A 25,085-nucleotide genomic window follows, 5' to 3' on the forward strand; every position below is an offset into this window, starting at 1 on the left:
AAAGGCCTGTGCTGAACCACCGGCCTTTTCATCACGCAGCGCAAGGCCCTCGCCTGGCAAGGGCCCTGCACTTGCCCTCGCGTTCACGATCTAGCAGGTGTACAGAGCCCCTCCTTCCCCTGACTTGCGCCGTACACGTTCCCAATTGGGCGCCAGGCGCCAGCATGCCCAACCGCTGGCAGGCAACACTTCAAAAAAACGATGGAAACGCTAATGAATAACACTAAAAAGATTAGCAATGCCCAGCCTCATCTTCCCCCAGCAACCTCGTCCTCCAACCTCGATCGCGGGCTCTCGAGCAGACATATTCAGTTCCTTGGCTTTGGTGGCGCTATCGGGTCAGGCCTGTTCATGGGTGCCGGCAAGACGATCAGCATGTCCGGTACCTCGATCATCCTGACCTATCTACTCATCGGTATCGTGCTGTTTTTCGTCATGCGTGCCATGGGCGAATTGTTGCTTTCCAACCTGAACTACAAGACCTTCGCGGACTTCTGCTCCGACTACATCGGCCCCTGGGCTGGTTTTTTTATCGGCTGGTCGTATTGGCTGACTTACATCGTCGCAGGGGTGATCGACTTTCTGGTCATCGGTGCCTATCTTCAGTACTGGTATCCGCACCTCCCGGCCTGGATTCCAGCCCTCGCGCTACTGTTCTCCCTGCTGGCCCTCAACCTGATCACCGTCAAGGTATTCGGTGAAATGGAATTCTGGTTCACCCTGATCAAGGTTGTGGCGATCATCTTCATCATCGTCGGCGGCATCACCCTGATCGCAACCCATCACGTCATGCCCAACGGTGTTACCGCCTCTCTCGGTCATCTCTTCGACCCCGATGCCTTCTTGCCAAACGGCCTGGTGGGCTTCTATGCCGGCTTCCAGATCGCACTCTTTTCATTTGCCGGCATCGAGATGATCGGCACTACCGCAGGCGAAGCCGAAAACCCCGAAAAGACCTTGCCCAAAGCAATCAACTCAGTGCCCCTGCGGGTAATGGTGTTCTACGTGCTGTCGATTGCCTGCATTATCGGCGTGTGTTCCTGGAAGGAAATTTCGCCAGACAACAGCCCGTTCGTTCAGCTGTTCATCGTCTCCGGTTTGCCGATCGCTGCAGCGCTGATGAACCTGGTGCTTACCAGTTCTGCCATCTCTGCCTCAAACAGCGCGGTGTTCTGCACCAGCCGCACACTCTTTGGCCTGGCCGGCCAGAAGCAGGCACCCGGCCGTTTCGGCGTAACCACGAAATCCAGGGTGCCGGGGGTCAGCCTGTGGTTCTCCTGCGGTTGCATTGGTGCCGGCATCAGCCTGCTGATCGTCATTCCCCAGGTGATGAAAGTCTTCACGCTGGTATCGACCGTCGCTGCAGTACTGCTGATTTTCATCTGGTCGCTGATGTTGGTTGCCTACCTGATCTACCGCAAGCGCCGTCCTGACCTGCATGCAGCGTCCAGATACAAGATGCCCTTCGGCATCGTCGCGTCCGTGTGCTGCCTGGTGTTCTTCGGCTTCACGGTCTGGGTCATGACCTTGCAACCAGACACCTTGCTGGCACTGTCAGTCATGCCGCTGTGGTTCCTATGGCTGACAGCCGTCTATGCGCTGAGTTACAAGAAGACCCTGAAGGCCAAGGTGCAACGCTATCGTGGCCCAGGCACCGTAGAGCTGACCTGACGCCCCTTGTGCGCCTGCGCCCCTCGATAGGCGCGCAGGCATTGATTGCCGTCTCCGGGCCCCTGCACGATGAACACCCACCGCTACCAAACCTTCGTGTTCGACCTCAACACGCTGATCGACCAGGACACCGATATCATCGATGCCTTTGCACCGCGATATGCGCACTCGTCGAAGTTGAAGACGCCACGCCTCACCAGGCGCCAGCATTACTTGTAGCGCATCAACCGCAGGCGCCTGGCCAAGTTGCGTCTGCAATTCCAGCATCAAGGGCTTTCACGAGCCAATCGCTGTATCGTTGGCGGTATGGCGCTCAGCGAAATGCACCTACCAGCGCCTCCTGGTGCCGCCACGCAGGGTTCTACGCTATTCGCACAACAACAGGATTGCCCCGCCATGCGCTGTGGCCGCCCTGAATCTGATTGAACGGCTATCGTGCAGCCGCGGCCTAAACCTGACCATCGCCCCCCCAATTGCCCGCAAACGAAAGTTGCCCCCTTTCGGAGACCACAATGCTTCGTGCCTTTGAACAACGCCTCGACCCGTTCCCGCCCGACGAGGCACCACCGCCACCCGTTGGCCTGCTGCGTTTCCTGTGGGCCTGCACACGCGGTGCCCGTGGTTACATCCTGGCCCTTGCGCTGCTCAGTGCCGGTGTGTCGGTTTATGAAGCCTGGTTGTTCTCCTTCCTGGGGCAGGTGGTGGACCTGCTCTCCACCTGGCAGGCCGGCGGCGACGCCACGGGGCAGGAAAGCCGCGTGCTGTGGGGCATCGGTATCGTACTGCTCACCAGCATCGGGCTGGTCGCCCTGCGCACGATGGTCCAGCACCAGGTACTGGCGATCAATCTGCCGCTGCGGCTGCGCTGGGACTTTCATCGCCTGATGCTGCGGCAAAGCTTGTCGTTCTTCTCCGACGAGTTTTCCGGCAGGGTCACCACCAAGGTGATGCAAACGGCGCTTGCGGTACGCGAAGTGCTGTTCACTGTCATCGAAATTGCCCCCGGCATCGGGGTCTACTTCATCGCCATCATCGCGCTGGCCGGTGGCTTCGACCTCAAGCTGATGCTGCCCTTCATTGCCTGGGTCGCGTTGTTCGGGCTGGCCATGCTGTACTTTGTGCCGCGCCTGGGCCAGGTAGGGCAGGAACAGGCACACGCGCGCTCATCGATGACCGGGCGCATTTCCGACGCCTACACCAACATCACCACCGTAAAGCTGTTCTCGCACTCCAAACGCGAAGCGCACTTTGCACGGGCGGCAATGGAGGACTTCAAACTCACCGGCTTGCGCCAGATGCGCCTGGTCAGCCAGTTCGAGATCGTCAACCAGGCGCTGGTGGTCGGTCTGATCCTTGGCGCCGGTGGCTACGCCCTGTGGCTGTGGCACCAGGGCGAAGTCGGCACCGGTGCCGTGGCGGCGATTACCGCCATGGCCTTGCGCATCAACGGCATGTCGCACTGGATCATGTGGCAGATGACGTCGCTGTTCGAGAACATCGGCACCGTCCAGGACGGCATGGCCACGCTCACCCGTGGCCCCAAGGTGCAGGACGTGCCGAACGCGGGCGTGCTGAAGACCGCCGGCGGCGCGGTGGCTTTCGACAACGTGAGCTTTAACTACAACGGTGAACGCCAGGTGCTCGATGGCCTGAGCCTGACCATCCGCGCCGGCGAAAAAGTGGGGCTGGTAGGCCGTTCCGGTGCCGGCAAGTCCACGCTGATCAACTTGCTGTTGCGGTTCTACGATGTCGACAGCGGTGAAATACGCATCGACGGCCAGAACATTGCCCACGTGACGCAAGACAGCCTGCGCAGCGCCATCGGCATGGTCACCCAGGACACCTCCCTGCTGCACCGTTCCATTCGCGACAACATCGCATACGGCCGCCCTGAGGCAACCGAGGCGCAAATCCACCGCGCTGCGGCCAACGCCCAGGCCGATGGTTTCATCAGCCAGCTCAGCGACCGGCAAGGCCACAGCGGCTATGACACCTTGGTCGGTGAACGCGGTATCAAGCTTTCCGGCGGCCAACGCCAGCGCATTGCCATCGCCCGGGTCATGCTCAAGAACGCACCAATCCTGTTGTTGGACGAGGCCACCAGCGCGCTGGATTCGGAAGTTGAGGTGGCCATCCAGGAAAGCCTCAATGAGATGATGCAGGGCAAGACCGTCATCGCCATTGCTCACCGGCTGTCCACCATCGCGGCGATGGATCGGCTGATCGTCATGGATGACGGACGCATCATCGAACAAGGTACCCACGCCGAACTGCTGGCGAAAAACGGCACCTATGCGCGGCTGTGGCAGCATCAAAGTGGTGGGTTCCTGGGTGAAGACCAGGGAGTGGTTGAGACCATGGAGTAGAACCGGTGGCGCCTCCCTCCACGGGATAACGCCGGCACCGCCTCAACCCTGCCGGGCGATGGCACGGGCCGCTTGGGCCAGGCGCTGGGTGGCGCGGCGTATTTCGTCCGTATCCAGCGACGCGAAGCCCAGCCGCAAGGCGTTCTCAGGGTGCCCGTCCGGCGAAAACAGGCGCCCACCGCGCACCACCAAGTCCAGTTCCAGCGCTTTGGCCGCCAACTGGTCGACGTCGATCGAGTCGGCAAATTTCACCCACAACGCCAGCCCTCCTTCGGGCTCCTGCACGGATACAAGGGTGCCAAAAGCCTCGTGCAGGCAGTCCAGCAAGGTTTGCCGGCGCCGGCGGTACTCCGTGGAAACCCGACGCAAGTGCTTCTTCAACTCGCCATCGTTGATCAGGTCGGCCAGCATGCGCTGCATCACCGCATCGCCTTGCCCAAGCGTCAGGACCGCCGTCCGCTCCAGCACTTCGATCACGTTCGGCGGCGCCACGATGAAGCTGCACCGGAAGGTACTGCCCAAGGACTTGGACAGCGAGCCGATATAGATCACATGCCGTTGCGACCGGTCACTGGCCAAGGGCAGGTAGGGGCGCCCGGAAAAGTGATACTCGTGGTCGTAATCTTCCTCGATCACGCAGAAATCATGCACCCTCGCCAACTCCAGCAACTGCTGCCTGCGCCCGGCATGCAGGCTCACCGTGGTGGGGAACTGGTGATGGGGGGTGAGGTACATCATGCGAACGTTGTGCTGTCGGCACAACGGGGCAATCTGATCGACCCGGCAACCTTCCTCATCCAGGTCCACAGTCACCAACCGAGCGCCCAGTTGACGGAAAATCTCCCACGCCGGGGGGTAGCTCAAGCGTTCGACCAGCACCACATCACCGGGCTTGAGCAAGACGCTGGCCGTCAGGTACAGCGACATCTGCACGCCTTGGGTCAGGCAGATATGCTCTGCGCCCACATTGAGGCTGCGGTTATGGCGCAACATGTCTGCCAGTGCGCTGCGCAGGTACTGGCTGCTGCCGTCGCAGCCATGGCGCACGGTGTTGGTGGTGAAGCTGTTGCGCAGGGCATTGCGGTAGTAGCGATGCAGCACGGCCTGGGGCAGCAGGCGATGGTCGCAGGCACCGTTATCGAAAAACAGCGCGCCTGGCTGATGTTGCAGTTCAACAGCTTGCTCGCTCGCCGTGAAATACGCGACGGCAGGTGCCTGTGACAACGCCAGGGCAAATGACGGCAGTGCACTGCGGGCTGCGACCGCGCCGGTGGCCAGCTGGGTGCTGACGAACGTGCCGCGGCGTTGCACGCTTTCCAGCCAGCCTTTGGTCACAGCCTCCTCGTAGGCGAGGATCACCGTCTTGCGATTGACATCGAGCAGCTGCGCCATTTCCCGCGTGCCGGGCAACAGCGTCCCAGGGCGCAGACGGCCCTCGGTGATCGCGGTGACCAAGCCTTCGACGATCTTTCTGTACGAAGCCTGCGGCTGGGCTTCGTCGAGCTTGAGCAACGGCCGCCATTTGCGAAGCTGGACCATGTGAATTATCCAGAACTGGAGGTTCTTGTGGTCCTAGTCTACCGCAACAATCACACCTCCCGAGCCTGAATCCAGCTCCCTGAGGTGTGTATGCAAAAACGCCATGTCATTGAGTTATCGCCCGCCGGCAAGGCCTTCGAGGCCACGGATGAACTGCTGCTCGATGCAATGCTCGCCAGTGACCTGCCGGTGCCGTTCTCGTGCCGCCGCGGCGCCTGCGGCTCCTGCAAGGTCAAGGTCCTGTCGGGGCAGTATCGGGCAAAGCAGCGCACTGCAGACACCCCGGCGCCCTCCTACCCCCTCGCGGCCAACGAACTGCTGCTGTGCCAGAACCACGCCTGCAGCGACATGCGCCTGGAAATCCCAGGCTGGTCGCTGGACACGCCGACGCTGGGCATCACCGCCCATGTGCTAAGCAAGCGCGCCCTGAGCGTCGATATCATCGAACTGGTGGTGCAGGCACCGCAGCCCCTCGTGGTGCGCCCTGGCCAGTACGTCAGGTTCCGCCTCGGCGACGGCGACAGCCGCTGTTTCTCCATCGCCAACCTGCCGACCCAGGACCAGGGGCGGCTGGTGTTTCATATTCGCAAAGTCGTCGGCGGCCTGTTTTCCGAGGGCATCCTGCCGACGCTGCAAGTGGGCGACCCGGTCGACCTCGAAGGGCCGGTGGGTGCCTGCACCTGGCAGCACGAGGACCAACAGCCCGTTGTGCTGCTCGCCACCGGCACCGGCTATGCCGGCATCAAGCCGTTACTGTTGACGGCGCTGGCGCGCGATGCCGAGATCACCCTGTATTGGGGCGGCGCGACCCTTGGCGACTTCTACGACGCAGCGTTTCTCGACCAGACCAGCCATGCCACTCCACGGTTTCGCTGGCACCGGGTGCTGTCGGCGCACGCACGCGTGCAGCAGGTGGCACTGGCGCACGCCCACCCTTGGGCAGAGGCCCACGTCTACGCCTGCGGCAACAGCGCCATGATCAGCCAGGCCCGCGACCTGTGCCTGGCAGCCGGCGTGCAGCCCCACCGCTTTGTCGCCGAGGCGTTCGTTTCCAGCGGTACTCGGCAGCCCGTTGCTTCGCCCTGCCAAACGCTGGACCCGCTGCTGGAAAAAGTCGGCCCGCGCTATTCGCTCGACGGCATGCTCGCAGCCCGCGAACAGTCCGTCCGGGCCCTGGCCGCCATCGCGAGCCAACTCAAGGTCGGCATGAGCACTGCCCAAGCCTTGCAGCTCGCCGACCAGACGTTGCAGGCGATGGGCGCATCGCACACCTGGCATCCGACCTACATTCGCTTCGGTGACGACACGGTGCGTACCCCCCGCCAAGGCATCGACCTGCAGCGCAGACTGCGCGCCACCGACATTGCCGTGGTCGACCTGGGGCCGGTGTGGGATGGCTACGAAGGCGATTATGGCGACACCTTCGTGTTCGGCGAGCACCCGCTGTATCACGCCTGCGTCAAGGCGCTGCACGAGGTGTTCGACGAGACGCGTCAAGCCTGGTACACGGGGCTGACGGGCCGTGAGCTGTATGACGTCGCCGAGCGCAGCGCCCTGGCCAAAGGCTGGTGCCTTGAGCGCAACCTGGCCGGGCATCGCATCGCCGACTTCCCCCATGCCCTGTTCGGGCAGGACAAGCTGGCCGAACTTGAAATCGTGCCGAGCGAGATGGTCTGGGTGCTGGAGATTCAGCTGTGTCATCCCACCGAGCCGGTCGGGGCGTTCTTCGAAGATATTCTGATCGGCCCCACTTCAACCCCGAGGGGCCCGGCACACCACCTTGCGTCCAGCGGTCACGCCGCTTAGCCAAACACGTGCGACGGCCGGCGCAAAACCGGGTCGAACGGGTTGACCCGCTCACCAATGGCCGCCGCTTCACGCTTGAGCAGCGCCACCACGGTCGGCATCCGGTTGGGGCCTAGGCGATCGCTGATGGTTGCCACGCTCAGCGCGGCCACTGCGTGGCCGTTGCGGTCGAGGATCGGCACCGCCAGGCCTGCCATGCCGTCCAGCACGCCGGTATTGCGCCCGGCGTAGCCAAGGCTGCGCACGTTGTCGATTTCGGCGCGCAGCATCACTTCATCGTAGTGATGAAAATCCTTGAGCCGTGGCAGGTTGTAACGGATCACCTCGTCACGCTCTTCTTCCGGCAGGAACGCCAGGATGGCCAGGCTGCCCTGCCCCACCCCCAAAGCCACACGGCCCCCGATGTCTCCGGTGAAGGTGCGGATCGGATAAGGCCCCTCACTGCGGTCCAGGCACACAGCGTCGAAGCCCGAACGGGCCAGGAGGAACAGCGAGTCCCCCAGCGACGCCGACAGGCGCAGCAGGCTGGGGCGCACCACATCTCGCAAATTGCCGGCCTGCCCGGCCTTGGCGGCCAGGGCAAAGAAATCCAGGCTCAGGCGATAACGCTTGCTGGTCGCACACTGGTCGACCATGCCCTCGTCAATCAGGCTGCGCAGCAGCCGGTGAGTGGTTGGTTGGGCCAGGCCGACCCGTTGCGCCAGCTGGCTGACTTTTTCGCCCTCGCCACCACACTCGCCCAGCGCCCGGAGCACGGCGAACAACCGGGACACTGCACTGACACCGACTTCCTTCACAGCGTCATTTCGATTATCGGAATCCATTTTTCGCAATACCCGCTCAAATTTCATTCAGTGGAATAATTTTAAAATATCAGTCACTCAGTGAAATTACCCTTTGTCGCCATCCTAAGCTTTGCCCTACTCTCCGGTCCATAGGGCGATATCACAACATCGGCCGCCGCCACAGAAGCGAGCGCCACCGTCCGATTAGCATTGCTTTTCGCCGCTGGCGCTCTGCCCACCCTGAAACTTCCGGTTCACCCCGGTTCCGTTTGCGATGGAGCACAGCCATGACCTTTCTGTTGATCGACAAGCTTTGCAAGCGCTATGGCGCGATGGAGGCAGTGGCCAGTTCGTCACTGGCCATCGAAAAAGGCGAGTTCGTCTCTCTGCTCGGCCCCTCCGGCTGTGGCAAGACCACCACCCTGCAAATGATTGCTGGCTTCGTCGAGGTCACCAGCGGGCGCATCGTGCTCGACGGCCGCGACATCACCCATGCCAAGCCGGCCAGCCGCGGGTTGGGTGTGGTGTTCCAGAGCTACGCGCTGTTCCCCCACATGACCGTGCGCGACAACGTTGCCTTTGGCCTGCGCATGCGCAAGGTCGCCAATGCCGAGATCGCCCGGCGCGTCGATCAGACACTGGCGCTGGTGCGTCTGGACAAGCACGCCGAGCGTTACCCCCGTGAGCTGTCCGGCGGCCAACGCCAGCGCGTCGCCCTGGCCCGCGCCCTGGTGATCGAGCCGCCCGTGCTGCTGCTCGACGAACCGCTGTCCAACCTCGATGCGCACCTGCGTGAAGAAATGCAGTTCGAGATCTGCCGTATCCAGAACGAAGTCGGCATCACCACGCTGATGGTCACCCACGATCAGGCCGAGGCCTTGTCGATCAGCGACCGCGTGGTGGTGATGGAGGCAGGACGCATCACCCAGGTCGATAACCCGTACAACCTCTACGAACACCCCGGCACGCCGTTCATTTCCGATTTCGTCGGCAAGGCCAACCGCCTGCGCGGCGTGCCAGGCCCTGGCGGGCAACCCCAGGTGGCCGCTCAAGGCCCGCTGAGCTTGAGCCTGCGCCCCGAGAAGATCACCTTCGGCGCGGCTGGCAGCGGCAAGCTCGACGGCCGCATCAGCTGCCGTTACTTCCTCGGCAGCCAGTGGCTGTATCGGGTCGATACCGCCTTGGGCAACCTGGCCGTGGTGCGGGCAAACGACGGCAGCTCACCGCTGGCAGAAGGCACACAGGTCAGCCTTGACTGGAACGATGCGCTGGTCCGCGTGCTGGATGCTGGCGAGGTTGCAGCATGAGTGATGCAAAACTGCGCAGCAGCGCCTGGGGCTACGGCCTGAGCAGCCCTGCCCTGCTACTGTTCCTGGCCTTGCTGGTGATGCCGCTTGGGCTGACCTTGCTGCTGTCGTTCAACGTGTTCGACTACACCACCGGCATCCAGGCCGGCGAGTACACCCTCAGCCATTACCTGAGCCTGGTGACCGACACCTATTACTACGAGATCTTCTTGCGCACCTTCTGGATCAGCGCCCTGGTCACCCTGCTGTGCGTACTGATCGGCATCCCGGAGGCCATGGTGCTGTGCCGCATGGCCGCGCCCTGGCGGTCGATCTTCCTGATCGTGGTACTCACCCCGCTGCTGATTTCCGTGGTGGTCCGCGCATTCGGCTGGAGCCTGCTGCTGGGGGCCGACGGGCTGATCAACCAGGCCATCACGGCCTTGGGCGGGCAACCCGTCAAGCTGCTGTACACACCGTTTGCGGTCGTCATCGGCTTGGTCCACGTGATGCTGCCGTTCATGATCATTCCGGTCTGGACCTCCCTGCAAAAGCTCGACCCGGCGGCCGAACAGGCAGCCTTGTCGCTTGGCGCCAGCCAGTGGACGGTGTTCCGCCGCATCGTGCTGCCACAGATCATGCCCGGCGTGTTGTCGGGCACCCTGATCGTGTTCGGCCTGGCGGCCAGTTCCTTCGCCATTCCCGGCCTGCTGGGCGGGCGTCGCCTGAAGATGGTCGCCACCATGATCTACGACCAATACCTGGCCGAACTGAACTGGCCGATGGGCGCTGCCATCGCCATTGCCCTGCTGTTGATCAACCTGCTGGTGATGCTCAGCTGGAACCGGCTGGTCGAACGCCGCTACAAACGCACACTTGGAGTCTGAGCCCATGACCCGCAACGGCCCTTTGGCCCTGTCCTTTCATGCTTTGGTGGTCCTGTTCATGCTCGCCCCGCTGGTGGTGGTGTGTCTGGTGGCCTTCACCCCGGAAAACACCCTGAGCCTGCCGACCAGCGGCTTCTCGCTGCGCTGGTTCACGGCAGTGTTCGAGCGTGCCGACTTCATCAAAGCGTTCTACAACAGCCTGCAGCTCGCGGCCCTGGCGGCCACGCTGGCGACCCTGATCGCCGTGCCGGCGGGCCTGGCCATGACCCGCTACAGCTTCCCGGGTCAGGGCTTTCTCAATGGCCTGCTGCTGTCACCGATCATCATTCCCCACCTGGTGCTGGGCGTGGCCATGCTGCGGCTGTTTGCCCTGCTGGGGGTCAACGGCAGCTTCGCCTGGCTGGTGTTCGCCCACACGGTGGTGATCACCCCCTATGTCCTGCGCCTGGTGCTCGCCGCCGCCATTGGCATCGATCGCAGCGCCGAGCATGCCGCCCAGAGCCTGGGCGCCGGGCGCGTCACACTGTTCTGCAAGGTCACCCTGCCAATGATTCTGCCGGGAGTGGCAGGCGGCTGGCTGCTGGCGTTCATCAACAGCTTTGACGAAGTGACCCTGTCGATCTTCATCACCTCGCCAGCCACCCAGACCCTACCGGTGCGCATGTACGTCTACGCCACCGAATCCATCGACCCGATGATGGCAGCCGTTTCGGCACTGGTGATCGCCATCACCGCCCTGACCATGATCGCGCTGGACCGCGTGTATGGCTTGGACCGGGTACTGGTGGGCAAGCAATGACACGGAGTTCCTGCATGCCTTTGTTCAAACGCGTGGCCGAACACGACCGCGAGCCGTTGCCGTTCATGCTCGACGGCCAACCCGCCCAGGGCATGAACGGCGATACCTTGCTGACCGCCATCCTGACCAATGCCGACCACTTGCGGGGCAGCGACTTCAACGCCGAACCGCGCGCGGGTTTTTGCCTGATGGGCGCCTGCCAGGACTGCTGGGTACGCCTGGAGGATGGCCGCCGGGTGCGGGCCTGCTCGACCTTTCTCGAGCCGGGCCAGTGCGTGACCCGTGATCCGGGGCGCCAAGCATGAGTGAAATCGTCATCATCGGCGCCGGCCCTGCCGGCATCCGCGCCGCACAGACCTTGGTCGCCCATGGCGTACGCCCGGTGCTGCTCGACGAAGCCAGTCGCGGCGGTGGCCAGATCTACCGCCAGCAACCGGCTCACTTTCGCCGCAGCGCCAAGACCCTTTATGGCTTCGAGGCCGCCAAGGCCCAGGCGCTGCACACGGCCCTTGAACAGTTGCACGGGAAGCTCGACTACCGCCCCGAGACCCTCGTGTGGAACGCCGAGCACCCCGTGCTCGACACCCTGCACCAGGGCCAGGTGGCCGACCGCCTGGCGTTTGACCGGGTAATCATCGCCACCGGTGCCACCGACCGCGTGTTGCCGATTCCCGGCTGGACGCTGCCGGGGGTCTATACCCTAGGCGCTGCGCAGATCGCCCTGAAGTTCCAGGGCTGCGCCATCGGCGAACGGGTGGTGCTGGCCGGCAGTGGTCCGCTGCTCTACTTGGTGGCTTACCAGTACGCCAAGGCCGGTGCCACCGTTGCCGCAGTGCTCGACACCTCGCCGTTCAGTGCCCAGGCCCGCGCCTTGCCATACCTGCTGCTGCAACCGGCAACCTTCGCCAAGGGCCTGTACTACCGTGCCTGGCTGGCCCTCAAGGGCATACCGGTGCATCAAGGTGTGACCCTGCTGGGCATTGAGGGCACGCAGCGGGCCAGCGCCGTGCGCTGGTCCCAGGGTGGCCGCGCGCAGCAACTGGCGTGCGACGCCGTGGCGTTCGCCCACGCCCTGCGCAGTGAAACGCAACTGGCCGACCTGCTCGGTTGCCAATTCGCCTGGAACGCCCTCAACCGTGCGTGGCTACCGGTCCGTGACGCCCAGGGGCGGGCCAGCAGCGACGGCGTGTACCTGGCCGGTGACGGCGCCGGCATTCTCGGTGCCGATGGCGCCGAGATGGCCGGGGAGCTTGCCGCGCTGACGCTGCTGGCCGACCTGGGCAAGCCCATCGACCTGCGGCGTCAGCGCCACCTGCAACGTCGCCTGGCCACCCTGCAGCACTTTCGCCGGGGTCTGGAGCAAGCGTTTCCCTTCCCCCAGCAGTGGGCCAGGCAGACTCCGGACTCCCTCACCGTGTGCCGCTGCGAGCAAATCACCGCCGGCGAAATCCGTGACACGGTGCGCGCCGGTCACTGGGAAATCAATCGGGTCAAGGCCATGTGCCGGGTCGGCATGGGCCGTTGCCAGGGCCGCGTGTGCGGCGCCGCCGCGGCCGAACTGATTGCCTGCGAAAGTGGCCGCCCGCTGGATCAGGTCGGCCGTTTGCGTGGCCAGGCCCCGGTCAAGCCCCTGCCCTTTGGCCTGGAGATCAAGCCATGAAGCCCATTGAAGTGGACGCCATTGTCGTCGGCGGTGGCATCGTTGGCAGCAGCGCCGCATTGACCCTGGCCCGGGGCGGGCAGCAGGTGGCGCTGATCGAGCGCGACTTCTGCGGCTCGCATTCCAGCGGCGTGAATTATGGTGGGGTTCGCCGCCAGGGCCGATCGCTGGCCCAACTGCCGCTGTCGGCGCGTGCCCACACCCTCTGGGGGCAATTGCGCGAGTGGATTGGCATCGACGGCGAGTATGTGCGCAGCGGCCACCTGAAGCTTGCGCGCAGCGAAGCCGACTTTGCGGCACTGAGGGCCTACGCCCAGCGCACCCAGGGTTTTGACCTGAAGTTGCAACTGCTTGAGCGCCCTGAGCTGCGCCAGCGCTTCCCGTGGGTGGGCGATATTGCCGTGGGCGCTTCGTACTGCCCCGAAGACGGCCACGCCAACCCGCGCCTGGTGTCACCCGCCTTTGCCCAGGCGGCCCGGGCCAGCGGCGCTCAGGTGCATGAGCAATGCAACGTGGTCGAGGTCAGCCACGACGGCCAACGCTTCAGCGTTCATTGCAGCAACGGCCTGAGCTTCAAGGCACCCTGGCTGCTCAACTGCGCCGGCGCCTGGTCGGCGCAACTGGCCGAGCGCTTTGGTGAGCCGGTGCCCCTCACCGCGGCCCACCCGGCCATGCTGGTGACCGAGCCATTGCCGCTGTTCATGACCGCCAGTACCGGGGTCGAAGGCGGCGGCATCTATGCCCGCCAGGTTGCGCGCGGCAATTGTGTGCTGGGCGGTGGCCGCGGTTTTGCCCTGACCCCCACTACAGCGCGCCCGGGCCAGGCCGCGGTGCTCGAAATTCTGCGCAATGCCACCGAGCTGTACCCGGCCTTGGCCGGCGCCCAGGCCATCCGCACCTGGAGCGGCACCGAAGGCTACCTGCCCGACGACGAACCGGTGCTCGGCCCCAGCCTAAGCCAACCCGGCCTGCTGCATGGCTTCGGCTTCGCCGGTGCCGGCTTCCAGATTGGCCCCGCCGCAGGCGAAGCGCTGGCCCAATGCATTCTGTCAGGCGCGCCCAGCATCTGCCTGGCGGCTTTTTCCATCAAGCGTTTCCAGTGTTCCCACCCCCATAAGGAAAACCTGTCATGACCCACAAGCAACGTTTGCTCGCCTTGTTCTGCACCCTGCCCGGCCTGTTCGCCAGCTTGCCTGCTGCGGCCGAGCCCACGCTGTACCTGGGCATGAATGGCGGCACCATGGAGCGGCTGTTCACCGACAACATCCTGCCCAAGTTCGAGAAGCCCAACGGGGTAAAAGTGGTGATCGTTCCGGGGACCTCCGCCGACATTCTCGCCAAGGTGCAAGCCACGCCGAAAAAGCCATCGATTCATGTGATGGTGCTCGATGATGGCATCATGTACCGCGCCATCGGCATGGGCCTGTGCAGCACCCTCAAGCCCAATCCAATGCTCGCCCAGTTGCCGGAAAAAGCCCTGATCAAGGACAAAGCCGCTGCGGTCAGCCTGGGCGTCACCGGGCTTGCGTACAACAGCCGGATGTTCAAGGAAAAAGGCTGGGCGGCCCCGACCTCCTGGGGCGACCTCAGCGACCCGCGCTTCAAGGACAAGGTGGTGTTCCAGTCGATGTCGTCCTCGACCTTCGGCCTGCATGGTTTTCTAATGTTCAACCGCCTGCATGGCGGCACCGAAGCCAACGTCAACCCAGGCTTCAGCGCCTGGCCGAAAAGCGTTGGCCCCAACGTGCTGGAGTACATTCCCAATTCGGCCAAGCTGTCGGAAATGGTGCAGACCGACGAAGCCGCGCTGTTCCCGCTCACGCCGACCCAGGTAACGGCGCTGAAACTCAAAGGCATTCCAGTGGAGTACGCTGCGCCCAAGGAAGGCGCTGTGGTGCTCAACCAGGCCGAGTGCGTGGTTGCCAACAACGACCAGCCGGAACTGGCACAGAAGCTCGCCGAGTTTCTGCTCAGCCCTGAAGCCCAGTCACCTGCCCTGGAGCTGGGCGACCAGATCCCATCCAACCCCAACACACCGACCAGCGACAAAACCCGCGGCCAGGTCGAAGCCATGCAGACTTACCTGCAGACGGCCGTGACCATTGACTGGGATCAGGTCAATGCCGTGCGCCCGGAATGGAACGCACGCTGGAACCGCCAGATCGAGCGCTAGGCCAAGCCAGGCAATCCCGCTGCCGGAACGCGTGTTCCGGCAGTTGCTGGCGCGTTATCGCAAACCTGCAACAACCCCTCAAGGCAAAGGCCAACCTACGTACCCACTCTGCCCTGCACCGGCGCGGACAGGGTGCGTGCACGCCAAGAAAAAGGCCTGGCCAACGATTTACATCACTCTGCCGCGCAATTAAAACAACCAAACGGAGTATGAAATGAGCACGCGTAAACTGGGTGTGAGCGCACTGTTACTGGCGTCATCCGCAAGCCCACTGCTGCACGCCAGCGAGCAGTCCGAAGCGACAGGTTTCCTCGAAGGCAGCACGTTGTCGGTCAAGGCCCGCAACATGTACATGCAGCGTGACAACCGCGCCAGCGGCGCGAAGCAGAATTACGGCGAGGAATGGGCGCAGGGGTTCATCGGCACCCTGCAGTCGGGGTTCACCCAAGGCACCGTCGGCATCGGCATCGACGTGATCGGCCAATACGCATTCAGGCTCGACACCGGCAATGGCCGCACGGGCGGCGGCACCGGCCTGCTTGAACAGAACAGCCATGGCGCCAAGCAGGACATGGCCAAGGCCGGTGCAGCGCTGAAGGTTCGGGCGTCCAACAGTGTGCTCAAGTACGGCACACAGGTGATGTCGCTACCGGTACTGGCCACCTCCGACAGCCGCCTGCTGGCGGAAACCGTCGACGGGTTTTCGCTCACCAGCAAAGCGTTCGGGCGCCTGCAACTCGACGCGGGCCACTTTACCGGGCTGACCAACCGCAACCAGTCTTCCCGTGACAGCGGGCGCATGACAACCGTGGACTACCTGGGCGGCGTGTACAGCTTCAGCGACCGGCTCTCCAGCAGCCTGTACTACGCCAAGACCGCAGAACACTTTCGCAAGTACTACGTGAACACGCGCTACCTGCTACCGCTGAGCCCTGGCCAGTCACTGAAGCTCGACTTCAATGCCTACGACACCCAGAGCATCGGCCAGGCCCGCAGTGGCGACCTGGACAACCGCATCTGGAGCCTGGGCGGAACCTGGAGCGTGGGTACCCATGCCATCACCCTGGCCTACCAGAAGGTATCCGGGCGCGGCGACTATGTGTATGGCCCCGATGGCAATGCGGTCTACAACTTTGCCAACTCGGTGCAGTATTCGGACTTCGACTATGAGAACGAAAAGTCCTGGCAAGCTCGCTATGACCTGAACATGGCAGGTTACGGCGTGCCGGGCCTGAGCTTCATGACCCGCTATGTAAAAGGTACCGACTTCAAAAATGGTACCGGCGGCGATCTGAATGGCAAGGCGTGGGAACGCGACGTCGAAGCGCGCTATGTCGTGCAGGCCGGCGTGGCCAAGGACCTGTCGTTCAGAATTCGCCAGGCCAGCTACCGAAGCTCGGCGCGGGGCGGCCAGATTGACGAGGTGCGGGTAATTACTGAATACCCGATCAACCTGTTCTGAGCGCCGTTCGTCAAAGGTGCAGTGCCCAGGTGGCCATGGGGCCGACCAGGGCACTGCACCCCGCCGCATTCACACTTCTTCGATCGGAAGGGTGAAGCCCGCTTTGACGCGATCCATTACCACCATCGTCTTGAAACTTTTAATATCACAGTTTTCATAGAAGAAGCGGCGTGTGAAGTTCTCATAATCCTCCATGTTCCTGGACGTCACCACCAGGACGAAATCCGCATCACCGGTAATATAAAAACCGCTCATCACTTCAGGCGTATTACGAATCGACTGCTTGAACCGATCGATGATATCCGCACGCTCTCGCTCCAGCGTCACCGAGACCAGCATGGTCACGTGCCTGCCTACCTCCTTGGGCGCCACGATCGACACATCCCCTTCGATCACGCCTTCAGCGCGAAGCCGCTTGAGCCGCCGCTGACAGGCTGTCGGGGAGAGCCCTGCTAGCTCACCGATTTCCTCCGACGTCAGTCGGTTGTTGACCTGCACGGCGTTCAAAATCCGCACATCTATCCGATCGAGTTCAGCCACGCAGGACTCCTTCACTATTGCTTTATTTATGCAGTAAAACTGCAAGACCTACAGGGCGCCGTGCGGTTTCTTAATAAAGAGAGAATATATAAAACTCCCCACCATCGAGTGTCAATTCATTAGAGAGCCACCCTCAATCGGAGTGAGCGAACTTGTTTGCGCGATATCACAGTTTCACCCCCACCGGTACAACCGGTTTGCTGGGCGGACGCTTTTCAAGCAGCATCACCACGCCAGCGCCGATGAGCATTATTATGCCGATGCAGAGGAAAGCCGGTTCGAATGAACCGCTGCGGTCCTTCACCCAGCCGATCAAGTACGGCAGCACAAAGCCTGCCGAGGCACCCAGGGCTGCGATCAGGCCGATGCCTGCCGCGGCCGCCTTGCCCGACAGCAGACGACTGGGAAGCTGCCAGAACGGTGCCATCGACGAAAAGCAGGCCGCGCATCCGACCGCGAACGCCACCATGATCTGTACGGGTGACGGCAGCGACATCGCCACGCCGATAGCCACCGCGCACACCACCAGCGGCAGCGCGATATGCCAGGCGGCCACACCCGTCCTGCCGGTGAACCGCGCCCATAGCAGCATGCTCACCGTGGCGAAGCCGAAGGGCACGGCGGTAATCTTGCCTATCTCGAACACCGTGTACTGGGTCTGGAAGGCCTGCTCGAAGGACTTGATCACCAGCGGAAGGAAATACAGCAGGATGACGATGGCGGTGTTGATGGCGAAGTAGACGAACCCCAGGGCCCACACCCGCCAGCTCTGCAACGCAGCGCGAATACTGCCGTGCGCAATACTCTGGTCCCGCCCCTGCGCTTCGACCTGCAGCACCTTCTCGACCGCCGCCACGTCCTGGGCGCTCATCCATTGGGCTGTGGCAGGTGAATCGGGCAGAAAGCGGAACACGATGAACGCCAGGGCGATCGCAGGCAAGCCCTCCAGAAACAGCATCGAGCGCCAGCCTTCGAGCCCGAAAACCGAGGTGTGGGTCATCAATGCAGTGGAGATCGGCGCCCCAATCACCGCCGCCAGCGGCATGGCCGTGATGAACAGAGACATGACCCAGACCCGGTTACGGCTGGGCAACCACAGCGTCAGGTACAGCACCATGCCAGGAAACAGGCCAGACTCGGCCACGCCGAGAAAAAACCGGGTGACGTACAGCCAGTCCTTGTCAGGCACCAGCGAGGTGAGGGAAGACATGGCACCCCAAGCCAGCAGGATGATCGAGATCCACAGCCTGGCGCCGATTCTGTGCAGGATAATGTTGGCGGGGGTTTCAAAGAGAATGTAGCCCAGGTAGAAGATGCTGGTGGCAAAGCCGAACTGGGCAACGGTCAGGCCCAGGTCGGCGTTCATGGTCAGTGCGGCATAGCCGATGTTGGCCCTATCCAGGGAGCTTACGAAGTACATCAATACCATCAGCGGCACCAGCCGCCAGAAGATTTTCCTCAGTACGGCGCCCTGCAGTACAGGTTCGAATGGCTTGTTCATGTTCGGTATTCTCCAGCTCGATGTATGACACGTCGCGGCAGCTCGGAGGAAATGGGCGGGCATCGCGACAGGGTCATCGGCGCACCCGCCCGCAGCTGCAACACCTGTTGTTTTTGTTGTGCGTGTTCAGCGTTCGCGCTCAGTAGCCCCGGCCCAGATCGACCGGGTGTTCGAGCGCCTGCCCGGCCTCGAGCCGGGCCACGTCCTGCAGGATCTGCCCGACCACCACATCGGGTTCGGAATCTGCGGCGACATGGGGGGTGAGCAGGACATTGGGCATCGACCACAGCGGGTCATCCGCCGGCAACGGTTCTACCCCGAACACATCGAGCACCGCGCCGGACAAGGTGCCGTCCCCCAGGGCAGCCAGCAGGTCACTGTGCACCACCGCTTCCCCGCGCCCGGCGTTGATGAACGCAGGCGCACCGGGCTTGCCGCAACGGCTCAGGCTTTCGAACACCTGCCGGTCGATGACGCCGTGGGTTTCCCGGGTATTGGGCAGCAGGTTGACCAGTATGTCGGTCTGCTGGAGCAACTCGATAAGCCCTGCCCTGGCGTTGAACACGTTGAAGCCGACATCCGTGGAGGTTCGCGCCCAGCCCGCCACCTGAAAGCCCAGCTGCTGCAAGTGCAGCCCGCACGCCTTGCCCAGCACACCGGCACCCAGGATGCCAACACGCACGTCGCTGGCAGCCGCCTGCACGACCGGTGTCCAGCGGGCCGCTGCCTGCTCGCGGCGATAGTGGGCAATCTGGCGATGCAGGTAGAGCACGGCGAAGGTGACGTACTCGACCATGCGCATGGTCAGGTCGGGGTCGCGGATGCGTCCGATCGGAATGGCTGCCTGGCCCGCCAGGCAAGCAAGGTGATCCACACCCGCGCCCATCGAGAACACCGCCCTGGGCCGGTTGGGTTGCTGAAAAACCTGCGTGTCGGCCTTCCAGGCGCAAATGACATAGTTGTCCGAAGCCACAACCTCGCCATCCTGGGGCCAGAGGTGGACCTTGCGCCCTGCGCTGCGGGCTTCAAAAGCGTGACGCCAGGGTTCGGCGGCCCAGGGGCCGGGTGCAACGACGATATCAATCCTGTTCAAATCACTGTGCTCCCGCTTATAGGCCGCGTGCCGAATCGAAGCCATCCAGGACGGCCCTGAGGTTTTCGCCGAGGATCTCGCTCAGGTAACCGCCCTCCTGCACCAATGCCGTTGGCCAGCAGGTGCCGCCTAGCCGCTTGCCAGCTTCACGGAAGCCCTGGGTGGTAACGGCCAAGGCACCGTTGGGGTCTTCTTCGGACGCATCCAGGCCGAGGGCGACGACCAGAGCTTCCACCCCCAGCCGTTGGCAGAATTCCAGCGCATGTTCGATGGCGGCCAGGTAAACCTCATCACCGGAGCCATGGGGCAAAGGCAGGTTGAGGTTGTAACCCAGGCCGCGGTGCTGCCCGGTTTCATCGCCGTAGCCGGCGTAGTACGGCATGAAATTCGACGGGTCGGCATGGATGGAGACCGTCACCACGTCATCGCGGTCGTAGAACACGTGCTGGGTGCCGTTACCGTGGTGTACATCGATATCGATGACCCCCACCCGGCACTTGAGCGTGTCACCCAGGTAGGCCGCGGCGACCGCGGTATTGTTGACGAAGCAGAAGCCCCCGGCACTTTCCACCGAAGCGTGGTGCCCCGGCGGCCGGCACAGGCCATAAGCATGGCCATGGCTGGCGGCATGCCGGGCGGCGCTCAACGCCACATCGGCGCTGGCCATCACCGCCTGGTAGGTCTGGGCGTGGATGGGCGTCGACAGATCGGCCATGTGGAAGCCGACCTGGCCGATGATGTGCGTCGGGTAGTGCTGCATTTCCGGGCGTTTGAAATGCGACGGCAGGATGTGCTCTAGCCCAGGCTCGATCTCCGCTCGCCGGTCCCAGGCTGCCTTGAGAAAGTTCAGGTAGCGGCCCGAATGAACCCGCAGGATCGGCTCGACGCCGAAGGCTGAGGCCAGATCGATGTCATGACCGGCATGGCGGGCAGCGGCCAGCAACAGGTCATAACGCGCCGGTTGCTCCAGGTGGGCAATGGCCTTGCCACGCCGAAAGTAGGTAGCCGGAGCATGTAACAGGCTATCGGGGGAGTGAAACGCTTTCATTTTAATTCTCCAGTGTCTTGGCTCATCAACCGCGTGTACCCACACCCACCGTGCCGGACATTCGCTGGGCGCGCCGGCTGCAACGCATCTGGTGGAACACCCCGAGCAGCGCCAGGCACACCCCTGCGCCACCGGTGGAAATCACCAGCACCTGATAGTCCGGCATGAACGACATCGCCCCCAGGCAAACCACGATGAACACGATCACGGCCCAGGTCAGCCAGGGGTACAGCCACATCTTCAACGGGATATCGCGTCCACTGGCTTCCAGCTTGCGGCGCATCTTGAGCTGTGAGCAGGCAATGACCAGGTACACCAGCAGTGCAATGGTGCCGGTCATGTTCATCAAGGTATCCAGCACGTCCCGAGGCCGCAGGGTGTCGCTGAAGTTGATCAGCGCCATGACCACTGCCACCACGCAGGAACCGATGATCGCGTACACCGGTACGCCGCTGTCGGCCTTGGTCAGCTTGAAGCACGCCGGGGCATCACCGCGGCTGGCCAGTGAGAACAACATGCGCGACGCGGTGTAGTGGGCGGAAATCAGGCAACTGCTGACCGAGGTGAGCACGACGAAATTCATCAGCCACTCGGCCCCCGGCACGCCCAGCAGCTCCAGGGTACGGCGGTACGAGCCGTAACCGGACTGGCCCAGCATCGGGTCGTTCCAGGGCACCAGGCAGACGATCAGGAAGATCGAGCCGACGTAGAACAGGCCCACCCGCCACACCACCGATTTAGTGGTCTTGATGATCTGCTGGGAGGGGTTCTTCGATTCGGAGGCGGCAATGGTCGCGATTTCTGCGCCAAGGAAGGCGAACATCACCCCGAGCATGGCGCCCACCACCGGCTCAATGCCATTGGGTACGAAACCGTGGGCCGTGAGGTTGCTGATGCCACTGACCTCCCCTACCTGCCAGATGTTCAGCACAGCCAGACAACTCACGGTGAGGAAGCAGACGATGGCGATGACCTTGATCAGGGCGAACCAGAACTCGAACTCACCGTAGTTCTTCACATTGAAAAAGTTGATGCTGATCAGCAGCAACGTGGTCCCGAGCACGAACGCATTGACGCTGACGGCGGGGAACCAGCCGTTGAGGATCTTGCCCGCTACATAGGCTTCCCAGGCCATCAGTGCGACCCAGTATCCCCAATACAGCCATCCGATGGTAAACCCTGCCCAGCGGCCAATGGCGCGATCGGCATAGGTGGAAAAGGAGCCGGTGTCCGGTGACGCGGTGGCCATCTCGCCAAGCATCCGCATGATCAGCATCATGAGGATGCCGCCGGTGAGAAATGCCAGCACCGCTGCGGGGCCTGCACTGTGAATCACGCTTCCGGAGCCGACGAACAACGAGCCGCCGATCACCCCGGCGATCGACATCATGGTCAGATGCCGGGATTTCAACCCGGCTTTGAGATGGCTTTCAGGCTGCGATTTCTCGGCAACTACACGCGCGTCCATCTTCAGTACCTTTGTTTTTATAGTGGTTGGGATTTTACTGAGGCTCAGGCCAAGGGCCGGTCGCCAGACGGCGACCGGCCCTTGGCCAACCCTGTCAGCGAGGTGCCAGGGCGACCGAGACGAATTTGGTATCCAGGTACTCCTGAATGCCCCACACGCCCCCTTCGCGGCCCAGGCCGCTCATCTTCACGCCACCGAACGGCGCCTGGGGGGTGGACGGCGCGCCGTCGTTGATGCCGACAATGCCGTAGTCCAGGCGCTCGGAAACGCGGTGAGCAGTGTCCAGGTCACGGGTCCACAGGTAAGCGGCCAGGCCGAACGGCGTATCGTTGGCTGCAGCCACTACCTCATCGAGGGTGTCGAACGTCAGGACAGGCGCCACTGGACCGAACGTTTCCTCTTCCAGAATCCGCATGCCCGGCGCCACGTCGCACAGCAGGGTGGGCTGGTAGTACAGGCCGCCGAGCGGCTGTCCTCCCACGACCACTTTCGCCCCGCGGCCCACGGCGTCCTCGACATGCTCGCGCACCTTCTGCAGGCCCTGGGCGTCCACCAGCGGCCCGATCTGCGTATCGGCGGCCGCAGGGTCACCGACTCGCAGCGCCGCGATACGGGTGGCCAAGGCATCGAGCAGCTGCGCGCTGACCGATGTGTGCACGTAGATCCGGTTGGTGCACACGCAGGTCTGCCCGGCGTTGCGGAACTTGCAGGCCATGATTTCGTCGGCCGCCCGGGCAATATCGGCGTCGGCAAAAACGATGAACGGCGCGTGGCCGCCCAGCTCCAGCGATACCCGTTTCATGGTTTCAGCCGACTGGCGATACAGCAGCACGCCGACCTCGGTACTGCCAGTGAAGGTCAGCTTGCGAATGCGCCGATCCTGGAAGAACACCCCAGAAATCGCAGACGGGTTGCTGGAGGTAATCACCTGGAAGGTGCCCGCAGGGCCGCCGACTTCGCGCCAGTATTGCTCCAGCAACAACGCCGTCAGCGGCGATTGCTCGGCCGGTTTGACGATTACCGTGCAACCGGCCGCCAGTGCCGGGGCGACTTTGCGGGTGATCATCGCCGCTGGGAAGTTCCACGGCGTGACGGCGTATACCGGCCCCACAGGCTGACGGGTGGCGTACAGACGCTTGTTTTCGAACTGACTGGCGAAGGTCTCGCCATACAGACGCTTGGCTTCCTCGGCATACCATTCGGCAAAACCGGCGGCATACATCACCTCCCCTACGGCCTCCTTGACGGGTTTACCCATCTCGGTGGAAATCGCCTGAGCGATTTCCTCGGCGCCCGCGACCATGCGCTCGAACCACTTGCGCAGCAATTGGCTACGGTGGAACGCCGTGGTCTGCTTCCAGGCGTCGAACGCCTCGACCGAGGCATCGGCCAGTTGCCTGGCATCGGCTGCGGTGCAGTCGGGCACGGTGGCGCAGGGCTGCTGGCTGGCGGGGTTGATGACTTCATAGGTCTTGCGGTCGGCGGTGCCGGCTGGCAGTGATGCCAACTGCCAGGCTTTGACGTGTTCTGCAGGGGTATTCACGGATCTTGCTCCATCAACAGGCTTCAAAGGAACAGCGCGTAACACAGGTCAGGCCTTGGCGGCCGCCAGGGCGCGCTCGAACATGCCCAGCGCCTCTGCCACGTCGTGCTCGGAGATCACCAGCGGGCAAATGAAGCGCACGACGTTGCGGTACACACCGCACTTGATCACCAGCAGGCCTTCTTCACGGGCTGCATCGATGACACGCTGAGCCAGGGCGGCATCCGGCGCCTTGCTGGCCCTGTCGGTCACGAACTCAACCGCCGCCATGGCGCCGATGGCGCGCACATGGCCAATGCTGTTGAAACGTCCTTCCAGTGCCTTGAAGCCCTTGAGCAGTTGTTCACCAATCGCCTGGCTGCGCTCGGTGAGGTTTTCCGACTCGAAGATCTTGATCACCTCCAGCGCTGCGGCGCAGCCCAGCGGGTTACCGCCGTAGGTGCCGCCCAGGCCGCCGGGCAACGGCGCATCCATGATCGCCGCACGCCCTACCACACCGGAGATCGGCAACCCGCCGGCCAGGCTCTTGGCAACGGTCACCAGATCGGGCTGAATGCCCGCGTGCTGGAAGCCGAACAGCTTGCCGGTGCGGCCGAAACCGGTCTGGATTTCATCGCAGATCAGCACGATGCCAAGCTCTTCGGTCTTCTTGCGCAGCGCGCGCATGAAGTCCACCGGCGCCGCGATGAAGCCGCCGTCGCCCTGCACAGGTTCGATGATGATCGCCGCCACGCGGTCGGCAGCGACCTGGGTGTCGAACACTTCCTGCAAGGCCGCCAGGGCCTTTTCAGTGGTAACGCCGCGGTATTCGTTGGGGTACGGCGCGTGGTAGACATCCGGCGCCAGTGGGCCGAAGTTCTGGCGATAGGGCTGGCTCATGCCGGTCAGGCTCATGCCCATCAGGGTGCGACCATGGAAGCCACCGCGAAAGGCAATCACAGCCGGGCGGTTGGTGTGGGCGCGCGCGATCTTGATCGCGTTCTCCACTGCTTCGGCCCCCGTGGTCAGGAACACCGACTTGTAGTGCTCTTGGCCGCCAACCAGGTGGTTGAGCTTGGCGGCCAGGTCGATGTACTGGTCATAGGCCGCCACCTGGAAGCAGATGTGCGAGAAGGTATCCAATTGCTTGCGCACCGCCTCGACCACCCGCGGATGGTTGTGGCCGACGTTCAGCACACCGATCCCGCCCACGAAATCCAAGTACTTCTTGCCTTGATCGTCCCAGAGATAAGCGCCGGCAGCGCGGCTCACTGTGATCGGATGGGCGACCGCGATGCCGTTGGAGACATGCTGCGTGCGGGCTGAGACGGGCAGTTTTTGTTGAGAGGACATGGCATTCACCTTTTTGTGTCAGTGGGCGAATGCTAGCCAGCGCCTCCCTGTGCAGATACGCACCCGGCACAGGATGAAATTGCAGGTGTTTCCCACGAAAAGTAGGAACCGCACACCACCGGACCG

The 25,085-nt window shown here is 63.0% G+C and carries 21 protein-coding genes; 12 read left to right on the forward strand and 9 right to left on the reverse strand.

Annotation, left to right across the window (positions count from 1 at the left end):
* The first annotated feature begins 213 nt into the window (after nt 1-213).
* The 3 genes from APH34_RS03090 (at nt 214) to APH34_RS03095 (ending at nt 4,037) form a co-directional block, all read left to right on the forward strand.
* On the forward strand, nt 214-1,671 hold the full coding sequence (locus tag APH34_RS03090) for an amino acid permease (protein WP_054899703.1): 1,458 nt from the start codon (nt 214-216) through the stop codon (nt 1,669-1,671).
* 69 nt (nt 1,672-1,740) lie between these two features.
* The gene (locus tag APH34_RS29185) at nt 1,741-1,890 is read left to right on the forward strand and encodes a hypothetical protein (RefSeq protein ID WP_156358052.1); all 150 of its coding nucleotides are present in this window, start codon (nt 1,741-1,743) and stop codon (nt 1,888-1,890) included.
* Between the two features lie 293 nt (nt 1,891-2,183).
* Nucleotides 2,184-4,037: an ABC transporter ATP-binding protein gene (locus tag APH34_RS03095; protein WP_054899704.1), complete on the forward strand. Its 1,854-nt coding sequence runs from the start codon at nt 2,184-2,186 to the stop codon at nt 4,035-4,037.
* A 42-nt stretch (nt 4,038-4,079) separates the two neighbouring features.
* Here APH34_RS03095 and APH34_RS03100 read toward each other — a convergent pair whose 3' ends face one another.
* Nucleotides 4,080-5,576 carry a PLP-dependent aminotransferase family protein gene (locus APH34_RS03100; protein ID WP_054899705.1) on the reverse strand — a complete coding sequence of 499 codons (1,497 nt, stop codon included), beginning with the start codon at nt 5,574-5,576 and terminating at the stop codon, nt 4,080-4,082.
* 90 nt (nt 5,577-5,666) lie between these two features.
* Here APH34_RS03100 and APH34_RS03105 point away from each other — a divergent pair, with 90 nt between their 5' ends.
* Nucleotides 5,667-7,382 carry an NAD(P)H dependent flavin oxidoreductase family protein gene (locus APH34_RS03105; protein ID WP_054899706.1) on the forward strand — a complete coding sequence of 572 codons (1,716 nt, stop codon included), beginning with the start codon at nt 5,667-5,669 and terminating at the stop codon, nt 7,380-7,382.
* On the opposite strand, the gene APH34_RS03110 is transcribed toward APH34_RS03105, so the two are convergent.
* Nucleotides 7,379-8,206, reverse strand: coding sequence for an IclR family transcriptional regulator (locus APH34_RS03110; RefSeq protein ID WP_054899707.1), 828 nt, complete (start codon nt 8,204-8,206; stop codon nt 7,379-7,381). The two genes, APH34_RS03105 and APH34_RS03110, sit on opposite strands and share 4 nt — an antisense overlap.
* A gap of 248 nt (nt 8,207-8,454) precedes the next feature.
* Between APH34_RS03110 and APH34_RS03115 the strand changes: the two genes are divergently transcribed.
* The 8 genes from APH34_RS03115 to APH34_RS03150 all read left to right on the forward strand — a co-directional run bounded on the left by APH34_RS03115 (nt 8,455) and on the right by APH34_RS03150 (nt 16,434).
* Nucleotides 8,455-9,474 carry an ABC transporter ATP-binding protein gene (locus APH34_RS03115; protein WP_054899708.1) on the forward strand — a complete coding sequence of 340 codons (1,020 nt, stop codon included), beginning with the start codon at nt 8,455-8,457 and terminating at the stop codon, nt 9,472-9,474.
* A complete protein-coding gene (locus tag APH34_RS03120; RefSeq protein ID WP_054899709.1) occupies nt 9,471-10,340 on the forward strand; it encodes an ABC transporter permease in 870 nt (289 codons plus the stop codon). The genes APH34_RS03115 and APH34_RS03120 overlap by 4 nt, the downstream gene beginning before the upstream one ends.
* A gap of 4 nt (nt 10,341-10,344) precedes the next feature.
* Nucleotides 10,345-11,139, forward strand: a complete 795-nt coding sequence (locus tag APH34_RS03125; RefSeq protein WP_054899710.1) for an ABC transporter permease — start codon at nt 10,345-10,347, stop codon at nt 11,137-11,139.
* Nucleotides 11,140-11,153: 14 nt separating this feature from the next.
* Nucleotides 11,154-11,444: a (2Fe-2S)-binding protein gene (locus tag APH34_RS03130; RefSeq protein WP_054899711.1), complete on the forward strand. Its 291-nt coding sequence runs from the start codon at nt 11,154-11,156 to the stop codon at nt 11,442-11,444.
* Nucleotides 11,441-12,799, forward strand: coding sequence for an NAD(P)/FAD-dependent oxidoreductase (locus APH34_RS03135; RefSeq protein WP_054899712.1), 1,359 nt, complete (start codon nt 11,441-11,443; stop codon nt 12,797-12,799). Before APH34_RS03130 ends, APH34_RS03135 begins: the two co-directional genes overlap by 4 nt.
* Entirely contained in the window at nt 12,796-13,932 is a 1,137-nt protein-coding gene (locus APH34_RS03140) for an FAD-binding oxidoreductase (protein ID WP_054899713.1), read from the forward strand. Before APH34_RS03135 ends, APH34_RS03140 begins: the two co-directional genes overlap by 4 nt.
* The gene (locus APH34_RS03145; RefSeq protein ID WP_054899714.1) at nt 13,929-14,972 is read left to right on the forward strand and encodes an ABC transporter substrate-binding protein; all 1,044 of its coding nucleotides are present in this window, start codon (nt 13,929-13,931) and stop codon (nt 14,970-14,972) included. Before APH34_RS03140 ends, APH34_RS03145 begins: the two co-directional genes overlap by 4 nt.
* 214 nt (nt 14,973-15,186) lie before the next feature.
* On the forward strand, nt 15,187-16,434 hold the full coding sequence (locus APH34_RS03150) for an OprD family porin (RefSeq protein ID WP_054899715.1): 1,248 nt from the start codon (nt 15,187-15,189) through the stop codon (nt 16,432-16,434).
* Between the two features lie 69 nt (nt 16,435-16,503).
* On the opposite strand, the gene APH34_RS03155 is transcribed toward APH34_RS03150, so the two are convergent.
* The 7 genes from APH34_RS03155 to gabT form a co-directional block, all read right to left on the reverse strand.
* On the reverse strand, nt 16,504-16,974 hold the full coding sequence (locus tag APH34_RS03155; protein ID WP_054899716.1) for an Lrp/AsnC family transcriptional regulator: 471 nt from the start codon (nt 16,972-16,974) through the stop codon (nt 16,504-16,506).
* A 166-nt stretch (nt 16,975-17,140) separates the two neighbouring features.
* Nucleotides 17,141-18,475 (reverse strand): MFS transporter, encoded by a 1,335-nt coding sequence (locus APH34_RS03160; RefSeq protein ID WP_054899717.1) that lies wholly within the window; start codon nt 18,473-18,475, stop codon nt 17,141-17,143.
* A 139-nt stretch (nt 18,476-18,614) separates the two neighbouring features.
* Nucleotides 18,615-19,568, reverse strand: coding sequence for a glyoxylate/hydroxypyruvate reductase A (locus tag APH34_RS03165; RefSeq protein ID WP_054899718.1), 954 nt, complete (start codon nt 19,566-19,568; stop codon nt 18,615-18,617).
* A gap of 16 nt (nt 19,569-19,584) precedes the next feature.
* Complete coding sequence (locus tag APH34_RS03170; RefSeq protein ID WP_054899719.1) at nt 19,585-20,616, reverse strand: histone deacetylase family protein; 1,032 nt, start codon at nt 20,614-20,616, stop codon at nt 19,585-19,587.
* 25 nt (nt 20,617-20,641) lie between these two features.
* On the reverse strand, nt 20,642-22,084 hold the full coding sequence (locus APH34_RS03175; protein ID WP_054899720.1) for an amino acid permease: 1,443 nt from the start codon (nt 22,082-22,084) through the stop codon (nt 20,642-20,644).
* A 94-nt stretch (nt 22,085-22,178) separates the two neighbouring features.
* Nucleotides 22,179-23,627 (reverse strand): NAD-dependent succinate-semialdehyde dehydrogenase, encoded by a 1,449-nt coding sequence (locus APH34_RS03180; RefSeq protein WP_156358053.1) that lies wholly within the window; start codon nt 23,625-23,627, stop codon nt 22,179-22,181.
* Nucleotides 23,628-23,675: 48 nt separating this feature from the next.
* On the reverse strand, nt 23,676-24,959 hold the full coding sequence (gabT, locus tag APH34_RS03185; RefSeq protein WP_054899721.1) for a 4-aminobutyrate--2-oxoglutarate transaminase: 1,284 nt from the start codon (nt 24,957-24,959) through the stop codon (nt 23,676-23,678).
* Nucleotides 24,960-25,085 lie beyond the last annotated feature (126 nt).

Origin of the sequence: Pseudomonas sp. NBRC 111131 (genome assembly GCF_001320525.1) — a bacterium.
GTDB lineage: Bacteria > Pseudomonadota > Gammaproteobacteria > Pseudomonadales > Pseudomonadaceae > Aquipseudomonas > Aquipseudomonas ceruminis.